14 protein-coding genes, 3 rRNA genes and 2 pseudogenes are annotated in these 22,073 nt (G+C 69.0%); 3 read left to right on the forward strand and 16 right to left on the reverse strand.

Translation table 11 applies throughout. The features are described from left to right. Positions 1–31: 31 nt before the first annotated feature. The 4 genes from FHU30_RS30385 to FHU30_RS30400 are packed head-to-tail and all read right to left on the reverse strand — an operon-like array spanning position 32 to position 6,610. On the reverse strand, positions 32–1,186 hold the full coding sequence (locus FHU30_RS30385) for an acyl-CoA dehydrogenase family protein (RefSeq protein WP_253880410.1): 1,155 nt from the start codon (positions 1,184–1,186) through the stop codon (positions 32–34). Beyond that, positions 1,183–3,135 carry an ATP-binding protein gene (locus FHU30_RS30390; RefSeq protein WP_253880875.1) on the reverse strand — a complete coding sequence of 651 codons (1,953 nt, stop codon included), beginning with the start codon at positions 3,133–3,135 and terminating at the stop codon, positions 1,183–1,185. Before FHU30_RS30390 ends, FHU30_RS30385 begins: the two co-directional genes overlap by 4 nt. Positions 3,136–3,137: 2 nt before the next feature. Next, complete coding sequence (locus tag FHU30_RS30395; RefSeq protein WP_253880876.1) at positions 3,138–4,670, reverse strand: acyl-CoA carboxylase subunit beta; 1,533 nt, start codon at positions 4,668–4,670, stop codon at positions 3,138–3,140. 56 nt (positions 4,671–4,726) lie between these two features. After that, positions 4,727–6,610: an acyclic terpene utilization AtuA family protein gene (locus tag FHU30_RS30400; protein ID WP_253880411.1), complete on the reverse strand. Its 1,884-nt coding sequence runs from the start codon at positions 6,608–6,610 to the stop codon at positions 4,727–4,729. Between the two features lie 132 nt (positions 6,611–6,742). Between FHU30_RS30400 and FHU30_RS30405 the strand changes: the two genes are divergently transcribed. Together FHU30_RS30405 and FHU30_RS30410 are read left to right on the forward strand one after the other, a co-directional pair. After that, positions 6,743–7,351 (forward strand): TetR/AcrR family transcriptional regulator, encoded by a 609-nt coding sequence (locus FHU30_RS30405; RefSeq protein WP_253880877.1) that lies wholly within the window; start codon positions 6,743–6,745, stop codon positions 7,349–7,351. Between the two features lie 7 nt (positions 7,352–7,358). Continuing rightward, positions 7,359–7,676: a YciI family protein gene (locus FHU30_RS30410; RefSeq protein ID WP_253880412.1), complete on the forward strand. Its 318-nt coding sequence runs from the start codon at positions 7,359–7,361 to the stop codon at positions 7,674–7,676. Between the two features lie 10 nt (positions 7,677–7,686). Here the strand turns inward: FHU30_RS30410 and FHU30_RS30415 are convergent, their stop codons facing one another. The 5 genes and pseudogenes from FHU30_RS30415 to FHU30_RS30430 form a co-directional block, all read right to left on the reverse strand. Next, complete coding sequence (locus tag FHU30_RS30415) at positions 7,687–8,016, reverse strand: hypothetical protein (protein WP_253880413.1); 330 nt, start codon at positions 8,014–8,016, stop codon at positions 7,687–7,689. A gap of 165 nt (positions 8,017–8,181) precedes the next feature. Next, positions 8,182–8,298: pseudogene (locus FHU30_RS47750) on the reverse strand (hypothetical protein); the annotation flags it as partial. 584 nt (positions 8,299–8,882) lie between these two features. Beyond that, a pseudogene (locus tag FHU30_RS47755) lies at positions 8,883–9,443 on the reverse strand (fibronectin type III domain-containing protein); the annotation flags it as partial. Beyond that, entirely contained in the window at positions 9,340–10,011 is a 672-nt protein-coding gene (locus FHU30_RS30425; RefSeq protein WP_253880415.1) for a class I SAM-dependent methyltransferase, read from the reverse strand. The gene FHU30_RS30425 and the pseudogene FHU30_RS47755, both read right to left, overlap by 104 nt. 150 nt (positions 10,012–10,161) lie before the next feature. Then, positions 10,162–11,133 (reverse strand): hypothetical protein, encoded by a 972-nt coding sequence (locus tag FHU30_RS30430; RefSeq protein WP_253880416.1) that lies wholly within the window; start codon positions 11,131–11,133, stop codon positions 10,162–10,164. A 173-nt stretch (positions 11,134–11,306) separates the two neighbouring features. Between FHU30_RS30430 and FHU30_RS30435 the strand changes: the two genes are divergently transcribed. After that, positions 11,307–11,780, forward strand: coding sequence for a hypothetical protein (locus tag FHU30_RS30435; protein WP_253880417.1), 474 nt, complete (start codon positions 11,307–11,309; stop codon positions 11,778–11,780). Between the two features lie 59 nt (positions 11,781–11,839). Here the strand turns inward: FHU30_RS30435 and rrf are convergent. The 7 genes from rrf to FHU30_RS30470 all read right to left on the reverse strand — a co-directional run bounded on the left by rrf (position 11,840) and on the right by FHU30_RS30470 (position 22,066). Then, positions 11,840–11,956: ribosomal RNA gene (gene rrf / locus FHU30_RS30440) — 5S ribosomal RNA — on the reverse strand. A gap of 154 nt (positions 11,957–12,110) precedes the next feature. Continuing rightward, a 23S ribosomal RNA gene (locus FHU30_RS30445) occupies positions 12,111–15,220 on the reverse strand. Positions 15,221–15,623: 403 nt separating this feature from the next. After that, positions 15,624–17,153: ribosomal RNA gene (locus tag FHU30_RS30450) — 16S ribosomal RNA — on the reverse strand. The 16S, 23S and 5S rRNA genes sit together here, the layout of an rRNA operon. Before the next feature lie 631 nt (positions 17,154–17,784). Beyond that, positions 17,785–19,062, reverse strand: a complete 1,278-nt coding sequence (gene tyrS, locus FHU30_RS30455; protein WP_253880418.1) for a tyrosine--tRNA ligase — start codon at positions 19,060–19,062, stop codon at positions 17,785–17,787. Positions 19,063–19,265: 203 nt separating this feature from the next. Beyond that, positions 19,266–19,895, reverse strand: a complete 630-nt coding sequence (locus FHU30_RS30460) for a DNA-3-methyladenine glycosylase (protein WP_253880419.1) — start codon at positions 19,893–19,895, stop codon at positions 19,266–19,268. Between the two features lie 151 nt (positions 19,896–20,046). After that, positions 20,047–21,465 carry an argininosuccinate lyase gene (gene argH, locus FHU30_RS30465; protein WP_253880420.1) on the reverse strand — a complete coding sequence of 473 codons (1,419 nt, stop codon included), beginning with the start codon at positions 21,463–21,465 and terminating at the stop codon, positions 20,047–20,049. A gap of 97 nt (positions 21,466–21,562) precedes the next feature. Next, entirely contained in the window at positions 21,563–22,066 is a 504-nt protein-coding gene (locus tag FHU30_RS30470) for an arginine repressor (RefSeq protein WP_253880878.1), read from the reverse strand. Between the last annotated feature and the right edge of the window lie 7 nt (positions 22,067–22,073).

Below are 22,073 nucleotides of genomic sequence, written 5' to 3' on the forward strand. Positions count from 1 at the left end.
GGGGCGCGGGGGCCGGTAGGCCTCGCGAGGACTAGTAGGACTTCGGCAGGCCCAGGGAGTGCTGGGCGACGAAGTTGAGGATCATCTCGCGGCTGACCGGGGCGATGCGCATGAGCCGGACGACCCCGGCGAGCATCCCGACGCCGTACTCGGTGGTCAGGCCGTTGCCGCCGTGCGTCTGGATGGCGGTGTCGACGCAGTGGATCGCCGCCTCGGCGGTGGCGTACTTGGCCATGTTCGCGGCCTCGCCCGCGCCCATGTCGTCGCCCTCGTCGTACAGCCAGGCGGCCTTCTGCGCCATCAGCCGGGCCAGCTCCAGCTCGACCTTCGCCTGCGCGAGCGGGTGCGCCAGGCCCTGGTGCGCGCCGATCGGCGTCTTGAAGACCTGCCGCTCCTTGGCGTAGCCGACCGCCTTGCCGAGGGCGAGGCGGCCGATGCCGGCGCCCATCGCCGACGCCATGATCCGCTCGGGGTTGAGCCCGGCGAACAACTGCAGCAGCCCGCCGTCCTCGTCCCCGACCAGCGCCTCGTACGGGAGCCGCACCTCGTCCAGGTGGCAGATGAACTGCTTCTCCGGCGAGAGGATCTCCATCTCGATCGGGGTGTAGGTGAAGCCGGGCGCGTCGGTCGGGACGATGAACAGCGACGGCCGCAGGTTGCCCTTCTGGTCCTCGGTGCGGCTGACGAACAGCACCGCGTCGGCCTCGTCCACGCCGGAGATGAAGGTCTTCTGCCCCGACAGGACCCAGCCGTCGCCGTCCCGCCGCGCCGTCGTGGTGATCCGGTGCGAGTTGGACCCGGCGTCCGGCTCGGTGATCGCGAACGCCATCTTCACCGAGCCGTCGGCGAACCGCGGCAGCCAGTGCTTCCTCTGCGCCTCGGTGCCGGACCGGGCGATGATCGTCGCGCAGATCGCCGGGGACACCACCATCAGCAGCAGCGGGCACCCGGCCGCGGCCAGCTCCTCGCACACCGCGGCCAGGTCGCCGATGCCGCCGCCCCCGCCGCCGTACTCCTCCGGGACGTTCACGCCGAGGTAGCCGAGCCGTCCTGCCTCGGCCCACAGCTCGTCGGTCTTCTCCCCAGCCTTGGCCTTGCGGACGTAGTAGTCCGGCCCGTACTTTCCGCCCAGCTCGGCGACCGCCGCGCGCAGCGCCCGCCGCTCCTCGGTCTCGATGAAGCTCACTTGTGGGGGGTCCCTTCGGAGATCACAGCGAGGACCGATCCGGCCTCGACCTGCTGCCCTTGCGTCACGTTCAGCTCCGCCAGCGTCCCGGCGGCCGGTGCGGCGATCCGGTGCTCCATCTTCATCGCCTCCAGGATGAGCAGCGTCTGCCCCTCCGCGACGTCCGCGCCCGGCTCGGCCTCGACGCGGACGACGGTGCCCGGCATCGGCGCGAGCAGCGAACCGGGTGCGACCAGGTCGCTCGGGTCGGCGAAACGCGGTTCCGGGGTCAGCGCCACCGGGCCGAGCGCCGAGTCCACGAACACCCGGCCGCCCGCCGCCTGCACGTCGAAGGCGTACCGGACACCCGCTGCGTCCAGGACGACCAGCTCGGGGGACGCCTCCACCAGCGCCACGCCGTCCTCGGCGACCAGGCCGTTACGGGTGAGCCGGTACGCGACCTCGATCCCGCCCTCGAACGCCTTGCGCTGCGGCTGGGACGGCAGGTTCCGCCACCCTGACGGCAACCCGCCCAGCACCGGCGCGCTCGCGCGGTTGGCCGCCGCCTCGGCGAGCGCCGCCGCCAGCGCCGACAACCTGACGGCCCGCTCGTCCGCGAGCGGCTGCGCCAGCTTGTCGAGGCCGACCTCGTCCAGGTAGCCGGTGTGGGTGTCCCCGGCCAGGAACGCCGCCTCGCCGAGCACCCGGACGAGCAGGTCCCGGTTCGTGGTGACGCCGTGCAGCCGCGCCTGCGCGAGCGCCTGACGGAGTCGGCGCGCGGCGGCGGCGCGGGTCGGCGCGAACGCGATCAGCTTGGCGAGCATCGGGTCGTAGTGGACGCCGACCTCGCCGCCCGTCTCGTACCCCGCGTCCAGCCTCAGCCCGCTCCCGGCCGGAACCGCGAAACGCGCGTCCACGTCCGGGACGTCGAAAGCGTGCAGGACGCCGCTGGCCGGACGCCAGTCCAGCGCCGGGTCCTCGGCGTACAACCGGACCTCGATCGCATGACCGCGCGGCGCGGGCGGCTCGTCCGGCAGCCGCGCGCCCTCGGCGACCTCCAGCTGCAACCGGACCAGGTCCAGCCCGTACACGCACTCGGTCACCGGATGCTCCACCTGCAGCCGGGTGTTGACCTCCAGGAAGAAGAACCGGCCGTCCGGCGCGAGCATGAACTCGACCGTGCCCGCGCCGACGTACTCGATCGCCTTGGCCGCGTTCACCGCCGCCGCGCACAGCTCGGCGCGCAGCTCCGGCGACACCGCCGGGGACGGCGCCTCCTCGACGATCTTCTGGTGCCGGCGCTGGATCGAGCACTCCCGCTCCCCCAGGGCCCACACCGTCCCGTGCGCGTCCGCCAGGATCTGCACCTCGATGTGCCGGGCGCGCTCCAGCAGCGGCTCGCAGAACACCGCCGCGTCGCCGAACGCCGACGCCGCCTCGCGCCCGGCCGCCGCGACCTGCTCGTCCAGCTCGGCCAGGTCGCGGACGACCCGCATCCCGCGCCCGCCGCCGCCCGCCGACGCCTTCACCAGGATCGGCAGGTCCGTCGCGATCACCGCGGCCGGGTCCGGCTCCGGCAGCACCGGCACCCCGGCCGCCGCCATCAGCCGCTTCGCCTCGATCTTGGAGCCCATCGCCGCGACCGCCGCGGGCGGCGGCCCGACCCAGGTCAGCCCCGCGTCGATCACCGCCTGCGCGAAACCGGCGTTCTCCGACAGGAACCCGTAGCCGGGATGGACCGCGTCCGCGCCCGCCGCCCGCGCCGCCTCGATGATCCTCTCGGCGCGCAGGTAGGTGCCGGACGGCGCGTCCCCCGGCAGCCGGACGGCCGCATCGGCCTCCCGCGCGTGCGGCGCGCCGGCATCGGCGTCGGAGAACACCGCGACCGTCGCGACACCCAGGTCGCGGCAGGTCCGGAAGACGCGGCGGGCGATCTCGCCGCGGTTGGCGACCAGCAGTTTCTCGATCATCATCACATCCGGAAGACGCCGAAGCCGTCCGCGCCGCGCACGGGGGCGTTGTGGACCACCGACAGGCACAGGCCGAGCACGGTGCGGGTGTCGCGCGGGTCGATGACCCCGTCGTCGTACAGCCGCCCGGACAGGAAGAACGGCAGCGACTCGGCCTCGATCTGCGTCTCGACCAGCTCCCGCATCGCCCGGTCCTGCTCCTCGTCGTACACCTGGCCGCGCGCCTCCGCGGCGGCCCGCGCGACGATCGACAGCACCCCGGCCAGCTGCTGCGGGCCCATCACCGCCGACTTCGCGCTCGGCCAGGCGAACAGGAACCGCGGGTCGTAGGCCCGCCCGCACATGCCGTAGTTCCCGGCGCCGTAGGACGCGCCCATCACCACCGTCAGGTGCGGCACCTTCGAGTTCGCCACCGCGTTGATCATCAGCGCGCCGTGCTTGATGATCCCCGACTGCTCGTACTCCGCGCCGACCATGTAGCCGGTCGTGTTGTGCAGGAACAGCAGCGGCGTGTCCGCCTGGTTCGCCAGCTGGATGAACTGCGCCGCCTTCTGCGCCTCCGCGCCGAACAGCACGCCCTGCGCGTTGGCGAGGATCCCGACCGGATACCCGTGCAGCCGCGCCCACCCGGTCACCAGGCTCGTCCCGTACAGCGGCTTGAACTCGTCGAACTCCGAGCCGTCCACGATCCGGGCGATCACCTCGCGCGGGTCGAACGGGACCTTCAGGTCCTCCGGCACGATCCCGGCCAGCTCCTCCGCGTCGTACAGCGGCTCCTTGACCGGACCCGGCGCCGGGCCGAGCTTGCGGTGGTTGAGCCGCTTGACGATCTGCCGCCCCAGGCGCAGCGCGTCGTGCTCGTCCACCGCCATGTAGTCCGCCAGCCCGGACGTGCGCGCGTGCATCTCCGCGCCGCCGAGCGACTCGTCGTCGGACTCCTCACCGGTCGCCATCTTCACCAGCGGCGGCCCGCCCAGGAACACCTTCGCGCGCTCCTTCACCATCACGGTGTGGTCGCACATGCCCGGGATGTACGCGCCGCCCGCGGTGGAGTTGCCGAACACCAGCGCGATCGTCGGGATGCCCGCCGCCGACAGCCGGGTCAGGTCGCGGAACATCCGCCCGCCCGGGATGAAGATCTCCTTCTGCGTCGGCAGGTCCGCGCCGCCGGACTCGACCAGGTTGATCACCGGCAGCCGGTTCTCCAGCGCGATGTCGGACGCCCGGAAGCTCTTCTTCACCGTCCACGGGTTGCTCGACCCGCCGCGCACCGTCGGGTCGTTCGCGACGATCATGCACTCGACGCCCTCCACGACGCCGATGCCCGTCACCACCGACGCGCCGACCGCGAAGTCGCTCCCCCACCCGGCCAGCGGGCTCAGCTCCAGGAACGGCGAGTCCGGGTCGAGCAGCAGCTCGATCCGCTCCCGCGCCAGCAGCTTGCCGCGCTTGTGGTGGCGCTGCACGTACTTCTCGCCGCCGCCCGCCAGGGCCTTGGCGTGCTCGGCGTCCAGCTCGGCGATCTTGCCGAGCATCGCCGCCCGGCGCTCCCGGTACTCGGGGCCGGCGGCGTCCAGCGTGCTTCTGAGGGTCAAAGGACGGCCTCCGGGACGATGACGGAACGGGACCGCAGCCACTCCCCGAGGGCCTTGCCCTGCGGGTCGAACCGGGTCGAGGCGGACACGCCCTCCTGCAGCAGCCCTTCGATCACGAAGTTCACCGCGCGGAGGTTCGGCAGCGCATACCGGACGACCCGCAGGTCCCTGGTCTCCGGCAGCAGCTCTTGCAGACGTGCTTCGGTGAGGTGGCTTTCGAGCCACTCATACTGGGCGGGGGTGCGGGCCCAAACCCCAATGTTGGCGTCCCCACCCTTGTCCCCACTGCGAGCCCCGGCGATGGTTCCGAGCGGGACGGTTCGCGTGGCCCTTTCGCGGGCTGCGGGGGCGGGCGCGGAGGTGGGCGCGGGCGGGTTATCCACAGGCGCGGCAAGCCCTTCCCGCGGCTGACCTGCGGGTTGGACACTAGTAATGGGGTCGCCCCCCTGGGCGGGCGGGGGTTGCTGCACGGGATTTTCCTTGGCCCTCGCGCCCGAGGAGGCACTCACGCCCGAAGGAGCACTCGGGCTCGGCGCAGTGACGGGCGCCGGGGGGATGGGGACTTCGGTGCCGTTGGGGAGGACGGCCAGGTGGCGGACCTCCTCGTTGGGCACGAAGGCCGGGCGGTACACGCCGTACGGGCTGCCCTTGCCCGGCGGGGACGTCATCGTGAAGCCGGGGTATCCCGCCAGCGCCAGCTCGACGGCGGCGTTGCTGAAGGCGCGGCCGACCTTCTCCGGGTCCGGGTCCAGGACGGCGCAGCGGAGCAGCGACGTCGCCTCACCCTGCGTTCCGGCGTCCGGCTTCGCCGCGCCGATCGTCGTCCACTCGACCCGGGCCGGACGGTCCTTGCCCAGCGCCGCGTCCATCTGCGCGCGGACGAGGTCGGCCTTGGCCTCGATGCCCAGCCCGGTGAGGACGAACGTCATCTCGTTGCGGTGCCCGCCGAGATGGTTGAGGCAGACCTTGGTGGCCGGCGGCGGCGGCGAGCCGCGCACGCCGCTGATCCGCACCCTGTCGGGGCCGTCCGGCGCCAGCTCGACTGTGTCGAAATGCGTCGTCACGTCGGGTCCGGCGTAGGCGGGCGCGCCGATCTCGTACAGGAGCTGCGCGGTGACCGTCTCGACGGTGACCGCGCCGCCCGTCCCGGCGTGCTTGGTAATGACGGACGACCCGTCGGCGTGGATCTCGGCCAGCGGGAACCCCGCCGGACGCACAAAACCCGCCGCCTTTACGTTGTAGATTTCTTCGAAGAAGGCGTAGTTTCCGCCGGTCGCCTGCGCGCCGCACTCCAGGACATGCCCGGCGGCGGTCGCGCCGGCGAGCGCGTCCCAGTCGTCCCGCGCCCAGCCGAAGTGCGCGGCAGACGGCCCGACCACCAGCGACGCGTCCGTGACGCGCCCGGTCACCACGACGTCCGCGCCCGCCTTCAGGCATTCAGCGATCCCCCACGCACCAAGGTAGGCGTTGGCGGTCAGCGGAGCGCCGTACCGCTCGTCCCCGAGGCCGAGCTCCTGCGCGCGCGGCAGCAGATCGTCCCCGTGGACGAATCCGACCCGCACGTCCAGCCCGAGCCGGTCCGCCAGCTCGCCGAGCCGCTCCGCCAGGCCTCGCGGGTTCAGCCCGCCCGCGTTCGCCACGATCTTCACGCCGCGCTCGACGGCGAGCCCGAGCGCGTCCTCCAGCTGCCGCAGGAACGTCGAGGCGTACCCGCCGCCGGGGTCCTTCAGCCGCGACCGGCCGAGGATCAGCATGGTCAGCTCGGCCAGGTAGTCCCCGGTGAGGACGTCCAGCGGGCCGTCCTCCAGCATCTCCCGGACGGCGCTGAACCGGTCGCCGTAGAAGCCCGAGGCGTTCCCGACGCACAGCGGTCGACTCATGCTCCGCACCCTGCCAGCCCGGCAGGAAAAAATCAATCGCGCTTGATTGTTTTCTTGGCGGCCGTTCTGCTTGACTGGCGTGAGCAGCAGATCCTCCGCCCAAAGCAGCACATCCGCCGCCCGAAGGAGACCATGACCGCCCCGGCCGTCCCCCGCGAACCCCGGCAGGACCGCAGCCGCGCCACGCGCCGCCGGCTGCTGGAGGCCGCCGTCGAGTGCCTGGCGTCGGCGGGCTGGGCTGGGACGACCGTGACCGTCGTGGCCGAGCGCGCCGGCGTGTCGCGCGGCGCGGCCCAGCACCACTTCCGCACCCGCGAGGAGCTGGTCACCGCCGCCGTCGAGTACGGCACCGAGGTCCGCATGGACCAGATGCGCGACCACCTCGACGACCTGGCCGGACGCCGCCCGGACACGCTCGAAGTGGTCACCCTGCTCGGCGACATGTACTCCAGCCCGCTGTTCAAGGCCGCGCTGCAGCTGTGGGTCGCGGCCAGTTCCGACGAGCAGCTGCGCGCCCAGGTCGTCCCGCTGGAGGCCCGGTTCGGCCGCGAGGCGCACCGGCTGACCGTCGAGGCGCTCGGCGCGGACGAGTCGGTCCCGGGTGTCCGCGAGACCGTGCAGGCCACGCTGGACCTGGTCCGCGGCCTCGGCCTCGCCGACCTGCTCACCGACGACTCGGCCCGCCGCGCCCGGCTGCTCCGCCAGTGGGCCGCCACCCTGGACGCCGCGCTCGGCCGATAATGATCACATGCTGCACATCCTCCGGCTGACCTACACCGGCTCCGAGGCGGAGGCCGCCCCGCACGTCCCCGGCCACGTCGCCTTCCTCGAACGGCACCACGCGGCCGGCACGTTCCTGCTGTCCGGGCAGACCGTCCCGACCGAGGACGGCGGCGTGATCCTGGCCGCCGGGGACCTGGACACCGCCGCCGCCCGCCGCCTCACCGAGGACGACCCGTTCGTCCGCGCCGGCGTCGCCCGCTACGAGATCACCACGGTCGACCCCGGCCGCGTCCACCCCGCCCTCAAGGCGTTGCTGGCAGGCGACCAAGGCGGCCCAGCCTAAACGCGGGGGCCTAGTGGTGGCGGGCGTCGCCGCGCGGACGATCCAGGACGAACTGGTCGACCGGCGTGAGATCGCCGTACGGGCCGTCGAAAGTGTAGTAGGTGACGTGCATCCGGGTCCGGCCGGTGCGCGCGTCGCCGGGGTCCACGCGGAAGGCGGCGAAGCCGTGCGTGTGCGTCCGGTCCTGGACGGCCCGCCACGGGGCGTCCTCGGTGACCATGACCGGCTTGCGGTGCCGGCCCTCCGTCTCGTCGGTCAGCGCGACCACCACCCGGCCCTTGGGCTCGTCGAACAGCGAGTCCTGCGTGGTCGCGTAGTTGCCGCCATTCCCGATGATCATGTGGACGGTTCCCTTGCCCGTGTCGGCGATGTCGGTGCCCGTCGACACCGGGACGGGCGTCCGGGTGTCGTTCGGCAGGACGCCGCGCACCGGCAGGGACCGCTCGTAGTAGTGCTCGTGCCCGCACAGCACCAGATCGACGCCGTACCGGTCGAACAGCGGCCCCCACGCCTCCCGGATGCCGAGGTCGCTCCCGCTGCCCGACTTGCTGCTGGAGACCATCGGGTGGTGCATGAACACCACGATCCAGTCGATGTGCGCGCTGGCCCGCGCGGCCCGCAACTCCTGCTCCAGCCAGCGGAGCTGCGCACCGCCCGAGTACCCGCGGACGTGGTCTCGGCGCTGTCCTGGATGGCGACGTCATCGTTGGCAAGGCTGATGAAGTGGACGGACCCGACCGTGAACCCGTACCAGAGCCCGCGCGTCTCGGCCGAGTCGTCCGCCGCCGAACGCGGCAGGGAGTAGTAGGCCTGGTAGCCCGTCAGCCCGATCGGACCGTTCCCCTTCTCGTTCTCGCTGTTGCCCACGCACGGCATCCACGGGCGCACCCGTGCCGAGCGGCTGTTGCCGATGAACCAGTCGGCCCAGGTCGCCGCCCGGTCCAGGCCCAGGATGCCCGCGCCGTTGGCGTAGCACAGGTCGCCGTTGACCAGGTTGAACAGCGGCGAGACGCGCTCGATCGCGGCCACGATGTCGGCGGACGCCTGCGTGCCCGCCTGGCTGCTGGTGTACAGCGGCCAGCGTCCGGTGGGGGACGGCGTGCCGCCCGACGGCCAGGTGACCGACCGGCGCAGGTTCGGCGCGCCCTGGTCGCCGAAGCTGGTGAAGGTGAACGCCGACCGGCCGCGCGGCGCGGTGGTGAACGCGCCCGTCTCCGGCGCCGTCCCGTCGTGCTCGGCCGCGTACATGTAGGTGGTGCCCGGCCGCAGCCCCGTCAGGCGGGCATGCTGGACGTACACCTCCTGCCCGGACAGGCCGTCCCGGTACGTGCGGGTCTCGGCGTCCACCACCCGGCCGAGGCCGCCCTCGGGCGAGCCGTAGCGGACGCGCGGCCGCCGCACCGAGCGCGGTCCGATCCACGACACCACCATCTCGCTGGACGGGTCGCTCCCGAACTGGAGGTGCAGGCCCGTCACGCCGGGGACGTCCAGGCGGCCCGGGCCGGTCTGGAGCATCGGGCTCCCGGACGGCACGCCCGCCTCGGCGCGCGGTCCGGCGCCGAGGGCCGCGGCCGTCGCGGCCACCGCCGATCCGGTCAGCAACGACCTGCGTGCGATCACCATGTGCCGTCCTTCGTGTCGTGCGGTGGAGGTACCCGGAACGCTAGTTCGCCAGGTCGGGGCGCGCCGCCAGCCAGGTGCGGTCCTCGGTGAGGAACCGGTCGAAGCGGAGCCCCGCCGCCGCCAGGACGCCCGGGATGTCGTCATCGTCCAGCCGCCGCGAGGTGAAGGTATGGGTCCAGGTGCGGTCGCCGTCGCTGTACTCCATCGTCGCGGTGACCGCGTCCGGCGCGACCCGCTCCACATCGCGCAGCCGGTAGCCGAGTCCGCCGCGCGTCCACGCCCGCGGGCCGCCGTCGAACATGCCGGCCGGCTCCCGCTGGATCAGCACCTGCCCCTCGGGACGCGCGTGCCGCCGGCAGGCGGGCAGCAGCATGTCCCGATCGCCGTAGTTGACCAGGTAGGACATCAGCAGGACGGCGTCGAACCGCTCGTCCAGGGCCAGTTCCTCGATGCTGCTGCGCACCGTCCGGATACCGGACGGGATGTGCGCGAGCATCTCCGCCGAGGCGTCCACCGCGGTGACCTCGTGCCCGCGCGCGCTCAGCGGGACCGTGACGCGGCCGGTCCCCGCGCCCAGTTCGAGGACGGACGCGCCGTCCGGCAGCGCCTCGTGCACGAGCGCCGCGCTCGTCTCGTCCGGCGGCGCCACCAGGTAGTACTCGACGGCCGAGCCGTCCGCCGCGATCGGACCGGGGCCGGTTCCGTGGCTCACGCTGCCGTCCTCCTCACGGCGGCCGGACCGGCCCGGTGCCGGCTCCTGCGGCCGCCCTGCAAATATCAGCGGAACGGCCCGGGCGAGGAAGAGCAAGAGTGCGCGACGCGGGCCCACCGCCGCTGGCGAGTTGTGATCTTGACGCCCGCGTCAGCGCCGCCAGGCGTCGAAGAAGGAGACCAGCGGCGGCGCGAAACGCGCACCGTCAAGGCACATCCGCTGGGTTCCCAAGGCGACGACGTCCGGCTCCGTCTCAAGAAGCGCGCGAGCCGCGTCCTCGGGGATGGCGTTCCCCCTCACGTCCAGCATCCGCAGGTGGCCGAAGACGGACCAGCGGTCGCGGAGACGCGCTGCGGCGGACGAGCCGAACACGCCGAAGGGCAGGCTCAGGGATTCCAACCGTCCGATAAGCCTGCTGTCGGCGAGCACGTCGACCAGTGCGTCATCCAGGTCGCTCACCAGGGTCAGCCGCCGGAGGGCCCCGAACCCCGGGTTGTTCAGCAGCGGAACCAGGTCCCGCGCCGAACGCCCCCAGCCGAACTCGAAGCGTCCGAGCCAGAGTTCGAGCGACTCCAGCCGCGGGAAGGCGGACGCCGCCAGCGCGTCCACCACCTCGGGATCGCACGCGCTATCCCGCAGCACTAGCCTTTGCAACCGCGCCATCTGAGGCAAGGCGCCCTGGTTGACGCTGATGTCATTGCACTGAACGACGAGCTGCTCGACGGTCGGCACGGCAGCGAACACCGCTTCGAGCGGCACCGACAGCGTCCAGGACGACCCGTCGCGCGTCAGATCCCCCGGGATGTGATCGCCCCGCCCAAAGTCCGGAAAGGCAAGCGCACCCAGCCCGAGCCTCCGCACTTCCGGCCGATGCGCGGCCAGGACGCTCGCAACCGGACGAAGCGAGCCATGATGGACCCTGCTCGTGGTCACGAGAAGCTCCGAAAGGGCCTTCCCCCGATTCGCCGCCAACCAGCCGTCGAGCGCCGCCGCGCAATGATCTGCGTCCACGTCGTGCCGCGTCGCGACGCCGGGCCTGCCGCACTCCAGTGTGAGATGCAGCTCCGCCTCCTCGTCCCGGTCGTCGGCATAGAGGACGTGATCGCAGGCGTCGGAACCCATCGGGGCAGCGTAGCCACAAGATCGCGGAGCCCGGCGGCAGTTCGCAGAACGGGCCCACGACGGGCAGCGATGGGGGCCACTGCACGGTCCCTCGAAGCCCTCCGAGGTGCGCGCCCGTAACCGTGGCCCTATCTACTACCGACAGTGCATCCCCTACACAGGGAGGATCCTTCATGCGGATGCGCATTCCCACGGCTCTTCTGACCGCCGGCGTCATGGCGCTCACCGGCGTGGCCGCTACAGCGATGGACGGCACGGCCGCCCTAGCCCAAGGCCGCCGCTGCGGTCCCGGCGTATCCAAAACGGGCTCCGGGTCCCTCGGCACCGGCTGGTCCCTGAAGTCCATGTACGACGATGACGGCCCCGTCCAGGGCCAGCTCGTCGTCGGCGAGGAGTTCGAGATCTTCACCCAGGGCGCCGGGCAGCACTGGAGCGTCACCTTCACCCACAACGGCACGGTGTTCTTCTCCAACTCGGACGACGTGTCCACGGCCACCGGGATCCGCGAGGTCCACATGACCTCGGCGCTGCACAACACCACGCAGACGATGAACGCCCACGCCGTCCGCAAGGACACCGGCGAGGTCATCGACGGAACGGTCACCCTGCCCTTCGCCCCGCCCGCCTGCGCCCCGAACTCCCCCTGAGAAGCCCCTGAAAATGCGAAAGGCCCCGCCATGAAAATGGCGGGGCCTTTCTAAGAAATGTCCGGCGGCGTCCTACTCTCCCACACAGTCTCCCATGCAGTACCATCGGCGCTGAGGGGCTTAACTACCGGGTTCGGGATGGGACCGGGTGTTTCCCCCTCGCCATAACCACCGAACGATCAACGCACACACCCCGACAGGGTGCGGCAAGTCTCGTCCGAGCCGTCAGGCTCAGCACATTCTGTTGTAGCGGTACCCAGGTTGCTTTCTGGGAACCACACAGGGACGCGAACATCGTTAAGCAGGATGCGATTGGTTTGAACGCTATGTGTGTTCAAGCCACTCGGCCTATTAGTACCGGTCGACTCCACACGTTACCGCGCTTCCATCCCCGGCCTATCAACCCAATCGTCTCTTGGGGGCCTTACACACCCGAAGGTGTGGGAGAACTCATCTCGAGGAAGGCTTCCCGCTTAGATGCTTTCAGCGGTTATCCCGACCGAACGTAGCCAACCAGCCATGCCCCTGGCGGGACAACTGGCACACCAGAGGTTCGTCCGTCCCGGTCCTCTCGTACTAGGGACAGACCCTCATCAATTCTCCTACGCGCACAGCGGATAGGGACCGAACTGTCTCGCGACGTTCTAAACCCAGCTCGCGTGCCGCTTTAATGGGCGAACAGCCCAACCCTTGGGACCTACTCCAGCCCCAGGATGCGACGAGCCGACATCGAGGTGCCAAACCATCCCGTCGATATGGACTCTTGGGGAAGATCAGCCTGTTATCCCCGGGGTACCTTTTAGCCGTTGAGCGACACCGCTTCCACACGCCGGTGCCGGATCACTAGGCCCTGCTTTCGCACCTGCTCGACCTGTCGGTCTCACAGTCAAGCTCCCTTGTGCCCTTGCACTCACCACCTGATGACCAACCAGGCTGAGGGAACCTTTGGGCGCCTCCGTTACTCTTTGGGAGGCAACCGCCCCAGTTAAACTACCCACCAGGCACTGTCCCCCACCCGGATCCACGGGTGCGGGTTAGACGTCTAAGGCGACCAGAGTGGTATTTCACCAACGACTCCACGAACACTGGCGTGCCCGCTTCACAGTCTCCCACCTATCCTACACAAGACACATCAAACGCCAATGCCAAGCTATAGTGAAGGTCCCGGGGTCTTTCCGTCCTGCTGCGCGAAACGAGCATCTTTACTCGTACTGCAATTTCGCCGGGCCTGTGGTTGAGACAGCGGGGAAGTCGTTACGCCATTCGTGCAGGTCGGAACTTACCCGACAAGGAATTTCGCTACCTTAGGATGGTTATAGTTACCACCGCCGTTTACCGGCGCTTAGATTCTCAGCCTCGAACCCTCACGGGTTCTAACCGGTCCTCTTAACGTTCCGGCACCGGGCAGGCGTCAGTCCGTATACAGCGTCTTACGACTTCGCACGGACCTGTGTTTTTAGTAAACAGTCGCTTCCCCCTGGCCTCTGCGACCACCCCCAGCTCACGGTGCAAGACCGGTCACCGGGCATGGTCCCCCTTCTCCCAAAGTTACGGGGGCAATTTGCCGAGTTCCTTAACCACAGTTCACCCGATCGCCTTGGTATTCTCTACCTGACCACCTGAGTCGGTTTAGGGTACGGGCCGCCGGCACACTCACTAGAGGCTTTTCTCGGCAGCATGGGATCACTCACTTCACCAAAAACGGCTCGGCATCACCTCTCACCCTTCACAGACCGCGGATTTGCCTACGGTCCGGGCTACAGGCTTACCCCGGGACAACCATCGCCCGGGCTGAGCTACCCTCCTGCGTCACCCCATCGCTCACCTACTACCGCATCGGGCCCCACGCTCCCCACACGAACAAGCCCGAAGGCTCGTAAGGTGGTTCGGGTGGTTAGCATCAACGGGCTCGGCGTTGGCGCGTACCAGCGGGTACGGGAATATCAACCCGTTGTCCATCGACTACGCCTGTCGGCCTCGCCTTAGGTCCCGACTTACCCTGGGCGGATTAGCCTGCCCCAGGAACCCTTGGTCATCCGGCGCACACGTTTCTCACGTGTGATTCGCTACTCATGCCTGCATTCTCACTCCCACACCCTCCACCGCACGATCACTCGACGGCTTCTTAGGATGCAGGACGCTCCCCTACCCATCCAAGCAGACGCTTGAATGCCACGGCTTCGGCGGTGTGCTTGAGCCCCGCTACATTGTCGGCGCGGAATCACTTGACCAGTGAGCTATTACGCACTCTTTCAAGGATGGCTGCTTCTAAGCCAACCTCCTGGTTGTCACGGCAACTCCACATCCTTTACCACTTAGCACACGCTTAGGGGCCTTAGCCGATGATCTGGGCTGTTTCCCTCTCGACTACGAAGCTTATCCCCCGCAGTCTCACTGCCACGCTCTCACTTACCGGCATTCGGAGTTTGGCTGACGTCAGTAACCTTGTCGGGCCCATCGGCCATCCAGTAGCTCTACCTCCGGCAAGAAACACGCAACGCTGCACCTAAATGCATTTCGGGGAGAACCAGCTATCACGGAGTTTGATTGGCCTTTCACCCCTAACCACAGGTCATCCCCCAGGTTTTCAACCCTGGTGGGTTCGGGCCTCCACACCGTCTTACCGGCGCTTCACCCTGCCCATGGCTAGATCACCCCGCTTCGGGTCTACAGCATGCGACTATTTCGCCCTCTTCAGACTCGCTTTCGCTACGGCTACCCACCACTGGTTAACCTCGCCACACACCATAACTCGCAGGCTCATTCTTCAAAAGGCACGCCATCACGAACACAGAGCCGAAACCCTGTGAGGACGCTCTGACGGCTTGTAGGCACACGGTTTCAGGTACTATTTCACGACCCCTCACCGGGGCACTTTTCACCTTTCCCTCACGGTACTGGTCCGCTATCGGTCATCAGGAAGTATTCAGCCTTACCACGTGGTCGTGGCAGATTCACACGAGATTTCACGGGCCTCGTGCTACTCGGGAACACACCCAGAAGCCACTGGAATTTCGTCTACCGGACTCTCACCGTCTACGGTCGGCCATCCCAAGCCGTTCAACTATCCCAGCAGTTTGTAACTCCTCGTCGAGATGGCAGTCTCAACAGGGTGGTCCCACAACCCCGCACACGCAACCCCTGCCAGGTATCACACGCGCACGGTTTAGGCTCCTCCGCTTTCGCTCACCACTACTCACGGAATCACTATTGTTTTCTCTTCCTGCGGGTACTGAGATGTTTCACTTCCCCGCGTTCCCACCAACCGGCCTATACATTCAACCGGCGGCGACACCCCATGACGAGTGCCAGGTTCCCCCATTCGGAAATCCCCGGATCAAAGTCTGGTTGCCGACTCCCCGAGGCATATCGCAGGCTCCCACGTCCTTCATCGGCTCCTGATGCCAAGGCATCCACCGTATGCCCTTAAAAACTTGAACACACAAAACGATCAAACAAATCGCAACAGAGAACAAAACTCACAAAGGAGTCTCGTTCAGAGATGCTCGCGTCCACTGTGTAGTTCTCAAAAAACAACCGGGCCTACCAGCGCGGCCGAACGGATCCCGTTCGGCCGTCATCCAGTCCCGCAGTCCAGAAGTCCCGGACACTCAACGTGTCCGTTCCTTCAGGACCCAACAGCGTGTCCAGCCTGCCGACCACCCGGGACTCCCGTTCCCCTCCCCTTGCGGGGCGGTACTAGCGAGACCGCATGACCTGCGGACTGAGTAGCCAGTGCTCCACATCTATGAGCAGCCATCCAGCGGACGTGCGCCGCTGATGATGGCCACCGACCATGACCCCAGGTTGCCCTGAGCGTCCTGGCCAGTTGGTGCTCCTTAGAAAGGAGGTGATCCAGCCGCACCTTCCGGTACGGCTACCTTGTTACGACTTCGTCCCAATCGCCGGCCCCACCTTCGACCGCTCCCCCCCTTGCGGGTTGGGCCACGGGCTTCGGGTGTTGCCGACTTTCGTGACGTGACGGGCGGTGTGTACAAGGCCCGGGAACGTATTCACCGCAGCGTTGCTGATCTGCGATTACTAGCGACTCCGACTTCATGGGGTCGAGTTGCAGACCCCAATCCGAACTGAGACCGGCTTTACGGGATTCGCTCCACCTCACGGTATCGCTGCCCTCTGTACCGGCCATTGTAGCATGTTTGCAGCCCAAGACATAAGGGGCATGATGACTTGACGTCATCCCCACCTTCCTCCGAGTTGACCCCGGCGGTCTCCCATGAGTCCCCACCACCCCCGAAGGAGCGTGCTGGCAACATGGAACGAGGGTTGCGCTCGTTGCGGGACTTAACCCAACATCTCACGACACGAGCTGACGACAGCCATGCACCACCTGTCACCCACCCACTAAAGGAACCGATATCTCTACCGGGGCATGGGCGATGTCAAGCCTTGGTAAGGTTCTTCGCGTTGCGTCGAATTAAGCAACATGCTCCGCCGCTTGTGCGGGCCCCCGTCAATTCCTTTGAGTTTTAGCCTTGCGGCCGTACTCCCCAGGCGGGGCGCTTAATGCGTTAGCTACGGCGCGGAATCCGTGGAAGAACCCCACACCTAGCGCCCAACGTTTACGGCGTGGACTACCAGGGTATCTAATCCTGTTCGCTCCCCACGCTTTCGCTCCTCAGCGTCAGTACAGGCCCAGAGCACCGCCTTCGCCACCGGTGTTCCTCCCGATATCTGCGCATTTCACCGCTACACCGGGAATTCCATGCTCCCCTACCTGCCTCTAGCCTGCCCGTATCGAATGCAGACCCACGGTTAAGCCGTGGGCTTTCACACCCGACGCGACAAGCCGCCTACGAGCTCTTTACGCCCAATAATTCCGGACAACGCTTGCGCCCTACGTATTACCGCGGCTGCTGGCACGTAGTTAGCCGGCGCTTCTTCTGCACCTACCGTCACGTTAGCTTCGTCGGTGCTGAAAGGGGTTTACAACCCGAAGGCCGTCATCCCCCACGCGGCGTCGCTGCGTCAGGCTTCCGCCCATTGCGCAATATTCCCCACTGCTGCCTCCCGTAGGAGTCTGGGCCGTGTCTCAGTCCCAGTGTGACCGGTCGCCCTCTCAGGCCGGTTACCCGTCGTCGCCTTGGTAGGCCATCACCCCACCAACAAGCTGATAGGCCGCGAGCCCATCCCCAACCGAAAAACTTTCCACACACATCCCATGCGAGAGTGCGTCGCATCCGGTATTAGACCCAGTTTCCCAGGCTTATCCCAGAGTCAGGGGCAGGTTGCTCACGTGTTACTCACCCGTTCGCCGCTCGAGTACCCCCCGAAGGGGCCTTTCCGCTCGACTTGCATGTGTTAAGCACGCCGCCAGCGTTCGTCCTGAGCCAGGATCAAACTCTCCATCAAGGTCCAACGACCACCCAGGGGGCGAACCCCAGGCAGCCAAACCTCATGAAGGATCCGAAGATCCCAGCAAAGCAATCCCGAAAGATCGCTTGCCTCAAAGAAATCCCCGACCCCAGCCGAAACTAGGGCCACGGGGCGATCAGGCACATGGCCTGATCGATAAAGGCACTGGCTTTTAACACGCTGTTGAGTTCTCAAGAAACGGACACCCACCGCGCTCCACCCGCTCTCGCGGGCCTCGCTCCGGGGCAACCCTGCTAGCTTACCCGATCCGTCCGGTTTGTTCAACTTCGTCCGGTTCGGGTGCCCGCAGATGCGTCATCGAAGGCCGGAGGCCTTCGGCGTCGCTCTGTGGGTTTCCCCTCGGGTCGGCCACCGTCTCCGGCGTCCCGCTCCCCTTGGGGCAGGTAAAACACTAGGTCCGGTCGCGGGGACCGTCAAATCAGCCGCCGCGACCTTAAAATCGCAGCTCAGAGCCTCTTTCGACGGCCCAGAAGGCGGTTCTCGGGCGCTCCCCGTGACCTCAATGTGACGTGGATCTACCGATCTTTTTCCGCATCCATGCCGAAGGCCCCCTCCGCCGATCCGGAGGGGGCCTTCGTCGTCCGAGGTCAGGCGCGGTGGGGACGGGTCAGGAGCGGACGACCTCGACCCCGCCGATGTTGCGCTTGCCGCGCCGCAGGACCAGGAAGCGGCCGTGCAGCAGGTCGCCGGCGGACGGGACGGCGTCCTCCGACTCGACCTTGGCGTTGTTCACGTACGCGCCGCCCTGGGCGATCGCGCGGCGCGCCTCCGACTTGCTCTTGCACAGGCCGGACGCGGCGAGCAGGTCCGCAACCGGAGGCAGGTCGCCCGGGGCGACCTCGGTGCGCGGGACCTCGGAGAGCGCTGCGGCGAGCGTCCGCTCGTCCAGCTCGCCGAGCTCGCCCTGGCCGAAGAGGGCCCGGGACGCGGCGACCGCGGCGGCCATCTCGTCCGCGCCGTGCACCAGGGTGGTCATCTCCTCGGCCAGCGCGCGCTGCGGGATGCGGGCGGCGGGGCGTTCCGCGCCCTCCTTGAGCAGCGCCTCGATCTCCTCGCGGGACCGGAACGAGAACACCTTGAGGTAGTTCTCGATGTCCCGGTCGTCGGCGTTGATCCAGAACTGGTAGAACGCGTACGGCGAGGTCAGCTCGGGGTCGAGCCAGTAGGTCTCGCCGCCGGCGGTCTTGCCGAACTTGGATCCGTCCGCCTTGGTGAGCAGCGGGGTGGTCAGCGCGTGCGCGGTGCCGCCCTCGACGCGCCGGATCAGGTCGACGCCGGCGGTGAGGTTGCCCCACTGGTCGCTGCCGCCGGTCTGCAGCAGGCAGCCGTGCCTGCGGTACAGCTCCAGGAAGTCCATGGACTGGAGCAGGACGTAGCTGAACTCGGTGTAGCTCATCCCGGACGACTCCAGCCGCGCCTTGACGGTCTCGCGGGCCAGCATCCGGTTGACCGGGAAGTGCTTGCCGATGTCGCGCAGGAACTCGATGGCCGACATGGGGCCGGTCCAGTCGAGGTTGCTGACCATGGTGGCGCCGGTCGGGCCCTCGCCGAAGTCCAGGAACTTCGAGACCTGGCCGCGGATCCGCTCGACCCATCCGGCGACGGTCTCCTCGGTGTTGAGGACGCGCTCGGTGCTCTTCCCGCTGGGGTCGCCGATCAGGCCGGTGGCGCCGCCGACCAGGCCGATGGGCCGGTGCCCGGCGCGCTGGAAGCGGCGCAGGGTGAGGATCTGGATGAGGTTGCCGAGGTGCAGCGACGGAGCCGTCGGATCGAACCCGCAATAGAGCGTGACCGGCCCCGCGGCGAGCAGCGCCCGCAGTTCACTCAGGTCGGTGGACTGCGCGATCAGGTCGCGCCATGCGAGATCGTCCAGGATGTCGGTCACGGTCTCCCTCGTCTCCGGCTTGCTTTCCTACGTCCACCAGCATTCCCGATGGACGGTGCACAGGCTAACGATATTCGGCCCCGACCGAGCGGGTTCCGGCAGGTGGACGGGCCCCAGGCGGCTGTCCCGGCGGCCTGCCTGACGGCACCGGACGGCGGCCGGGCGCGATCATCGACGGCGTCCGGCGGCGGTTCCCCGCGAGGTCAGGAGCCGGCGGTGGCGCGGCGCCGCGGGACGTGCGGCCGGTAGACCGAGACGGTCGGTTCGCCGTCGATCCAGAACCGCCACGGGGTGTCCTTGCCGCCGTTCACGCCCACGCGGGGTCCGGACCGGACGCGGGCGGGGGCCACCGGGTCGCCGGGAAGGATGCGCAGGGCTCCGCCGGGGTCGCAGACGTCCAGGCCGTTCTCCGGACGGGCGATGGCCAGCGCGTTGCAGAGGCGCGCGGGTCCCCGGGCGAGGTCGCGGACGGTGGAGTTGGGCCGCCGGGACGCGGCCAGCTCCGCGCCCTCGATGATCTCCCCCGCGCGCAGCAGGATCCCGGACGCGGTGCCGGCCGGCCCGCAGACCAGGTTGGCGCAGAAGTGCATGCCGTAGGTGAAGTACACGTAGGCGTGCCCGGGCGGCCCGAACATCACGGCGTTGCGGGCGGTCTGGCCGTTGTAGGCGTGGGAGGCGGGGTCGCGGGGTCCGGCGTACGCCTCGACCTCGGTGAGCCGGACGCCGACGGAGCCCTCGGCGGTGGTGTGGACGAGGACGCTGCCGAGCAGCAGGGGCGCGACCGTCTCGACGGGTGCGTCGAAGAAGGTCCGCGGCAGTGGTGCTCCGTTCATTTCCCCACCAGGTCGTCCGTTTCGGGCCGTCCCCACCGTACCGGCCGCCCGGACGCCCGCGGACGAAGATCACGCAGGCGCCCGGACGGCCGCCGGGCCCGCACGCAGGCCCGGCGGCGGCGCTCCGCCCGAGAGGATGGACTCCCCCGGGTCAGGAGTCGGAGCCGGCGGCCCAGGCGGCGTGCTCGTCGACCTGGGCGCGCAGGGACGCCAGCTGCTCCCGGACGCGTTCGGGCGCGGTGCCGCCGTGCGCCTTGCGGGACGCGAGCGCCCCCGGGACGTTCAGCACCTCCCGGACGTCCGGGGTCAGGTGCGGGGAGACCTTGGCCAGCTCGTCGTCGGTGAGGTCGCCGAAGTCCTTGTCGTTGACCTGGCACCACACGACCAGGTGGCCGACGATCTCGTGCGCGTCGCGGAAGGCGACGCCGCGCCGGACGAGCAGCTCGGCGAGGTCGGTGGCGAGGGCGAAGCCGTCGGGGGCCAGCGCCTCCAGCCGCTCGGTGTTGATCCGCATGGTGGCGATCAGCCCGGACATCGCGGGCAGCACCAGCAGCAGCGTCTCGACGGCGTCGAAGACGCCCTCCTTGTCCTCCTGGAGGTCGCGGTTGTAGGTGAGCGGCAGGCCCTTGAGTGTGGTGAGCAGGCCGACGAGGTGGCCGATGAGGCGGCCGGCCTTGCCGCGCGCCAGCTCGGCGACGTCGGGGTTCTTCTTCTGCGGCATGATCGACGACCCGGTGGCGTAGGTGTCGTCCATCTCGATCCAGCGGAACTCCTGCGAGGCCCAGAGGCAGATCTCCTCGCCGAGCCGGGACAGGTGCACGCCGACCAGGGCGGCCACGAACAGGAACTCGGCGACGAAGTCCCGGTCGGACACCGCGTCCATGGAGTTGGGCGCGGCCGAGTCGAAGCCCAGCTCGGCGGCCGTGGCCTCCGGGTCGAGCGGCAGGGACGACCCGGCGAGCGCGCCGGAGCCGAGCGGGGAGACCGCCGCGCGCTTGTCCCAGTCGCGCATCCGGGCGATGTCGCGGGTCAGCGGCTGCACGTGGGCGAGCAGCTGGTGGGAGAACAGCACGGGCTGGGCGTGCTGGAGGTGGGTCATGCCGGGCGCGGCGACGCCGAGGTTGTGGTCGGCCTGGGCGATCAGCGCGGTCTCCAGCTCGACCAGCCGGGACACCACCTGGCGGGCGTGGTCGCGCAGGTAGAGGCGCAGGTCGGTGGCGACCTGGTCGTTGCGGGAGCGGCCGGCGCGGAGCTTGCCGCCGAGCGCGCCGAGGCGTTCGAGCAGGCCGCGTTCGAGGGCGGTGTGCACGTCCTCGTCGGCGACGGCGGGCCGGAACTCGCCGTTCTTGCAGGCCTCTTCGAGGTCGTCCAGCGCGCCGATCATCTTGCCGAGCTCGTCGCCCGTGAGCAGGCCCGCGCGGTTGAGCACGCGGGCGTGCGCGCGCGAGCCCATCAGGTCGTAGGGGGCGAGCCGCCAGTCGAACTGGACGCTCACCGAGAGCCGCGCGAGCGCGTCCGACGGGCCGCCTTCGAACCGGCCGCCCCACAGGCGCGTCGGTGCCTTCGTCACTGGTAAGTCCTCTTCACTTCTACCGTTGTCGGTCGGTGGTCCCGCTGCTTCCGCCGCCGCCGCCGCGCGCGGCCGGTCGTGCCGGCGCTGGCCGCGGCTAGCTTCGTCGCTCGCGCCCGGTGGCCAGGCGGAGCAGCGCCTCGGCGAGGTCGTGGCCGCCGGTCGGGTCGCGGGAGATGACCAGGATGGAGTCGTCGCCCGCGACGGTGCCGAGCACCGACGGCCATTCGGCGTGGTCGATGGCGGAGGCGAGGTACTGGGCCGCGCCGGGCGGGGTGCGGACGATGACCAGGTTGGCCGACGCGTCGGCCGAGACCAGCAGTTCGGCGGCGAGCCGGGTGAGCCGGCCGTCGAAGGTCTCGGCGGTGCCGGTGGGGACGCGGCGGATCCGCTCCCCGCCCTCCCCCGGCACGGCGTAGATCAGGCTGCCATCCTCGGCGCGCAGCTTCACCGCGCCGATCTCGACCAGGTCCCGGGACAGGGTGGCCTGGGTGACCTCGACACCGGCGTCCGCGAGGAGCTTGGCGAGCTCGCCCTGGGAGTGCACCGGGTGCCGGGACAGCAGTTCGATCACCCGGGCGTGCCGGGCGGCCTTGGTCATCGGGGTC

This window comes from Actinomadura rupiterrae, assembly GCF_024172125.1.
Lineage (GTDB): Bacteria > Actinomycetota > Actinomycetes > Streptosporangiales > Streptosporangiaceae > Spirillospora > Spirillospora rupiterrae.

What these genes read in the sequence shown, in the direction of transcription:
- FHU30_RS30395 (WP_253880876.1), bottom strand. Translation starts at nt 4,670, where the DNA reads ATGCTCGGCAAGATCGCCGAGCTGGACGCCGAGCACGCCAAGGCCCTG.
- FHU30_RS30460 (WP_253880419.1), bottom strand. Translation starts at nt 19,895, where the DNA reads ATGAACGGAGCACCACTGCCGCGGACCTTCTTCGACGCACCCGTCGAG.
- FHU30_RS30435 (WP_253880417.1), top strand. Translation starts at nt 11,307, where the DNA reads ATGCGGATGCGCATTCCCACGGCTCTTCTGACCGCCGGCGTCATGGCG.
- FHU30_RS30390 (WP_253880875.1), bottom strand. Translation starts at nt 3,135, where the DNA reads ATGATCGAGAAACTGCTGGTCGCCAACCGCGGCGAGATCGCCCGCCGC.
- FHU30_RS30400 (WP_253880411.1), bottom strand. Translation starts at nt 6,610, where the DNA reads ATGAGTCGACCGCTGTGCGTCGGGAACGCCTCGGGCTTCTACGGCGAC.
- FHU30_RS30410 (WP_253880412.1), top strand. Translation starts at nt 7,359, where the DNA reads ATGCTGCACATCCTCCGGCTGACCTACACCGGCTCCGAGGCGGAGGCC.
- FHU30_RS30470 (WP_253880878.1), bottom strand. Translation starts at nt 22,066, where the DNA reads ATGACCAAGGCCGCCCGGCACGCCCGGGTGATCGAACTGCTGTCCCGG.
- FHU30_RS30415 (WP_253880413.1), bottom strand. Translation starts at nt 8,016, where the DNA reads ATGATCATCGGGAATGGCGGCAACTACGCGACCACGCAGGACTCGCTG.
- FHU30_RS30405 (WP_253880877.1), top strand. Translation starts at nt 6,743, where the DNA reads ATGACCGCCCCGGCCGTCCCCCGCGAACCCCGGCAGGACCGCAGCCGC.
- FHU30_RS30430 (WP_253880416.1), bottom strand. Translation starts at nt 11,133, where the DNA reads ATGGGTTCCGACGCCTGCGATCACGTCCTCTATGCCGACGACCGGGAC.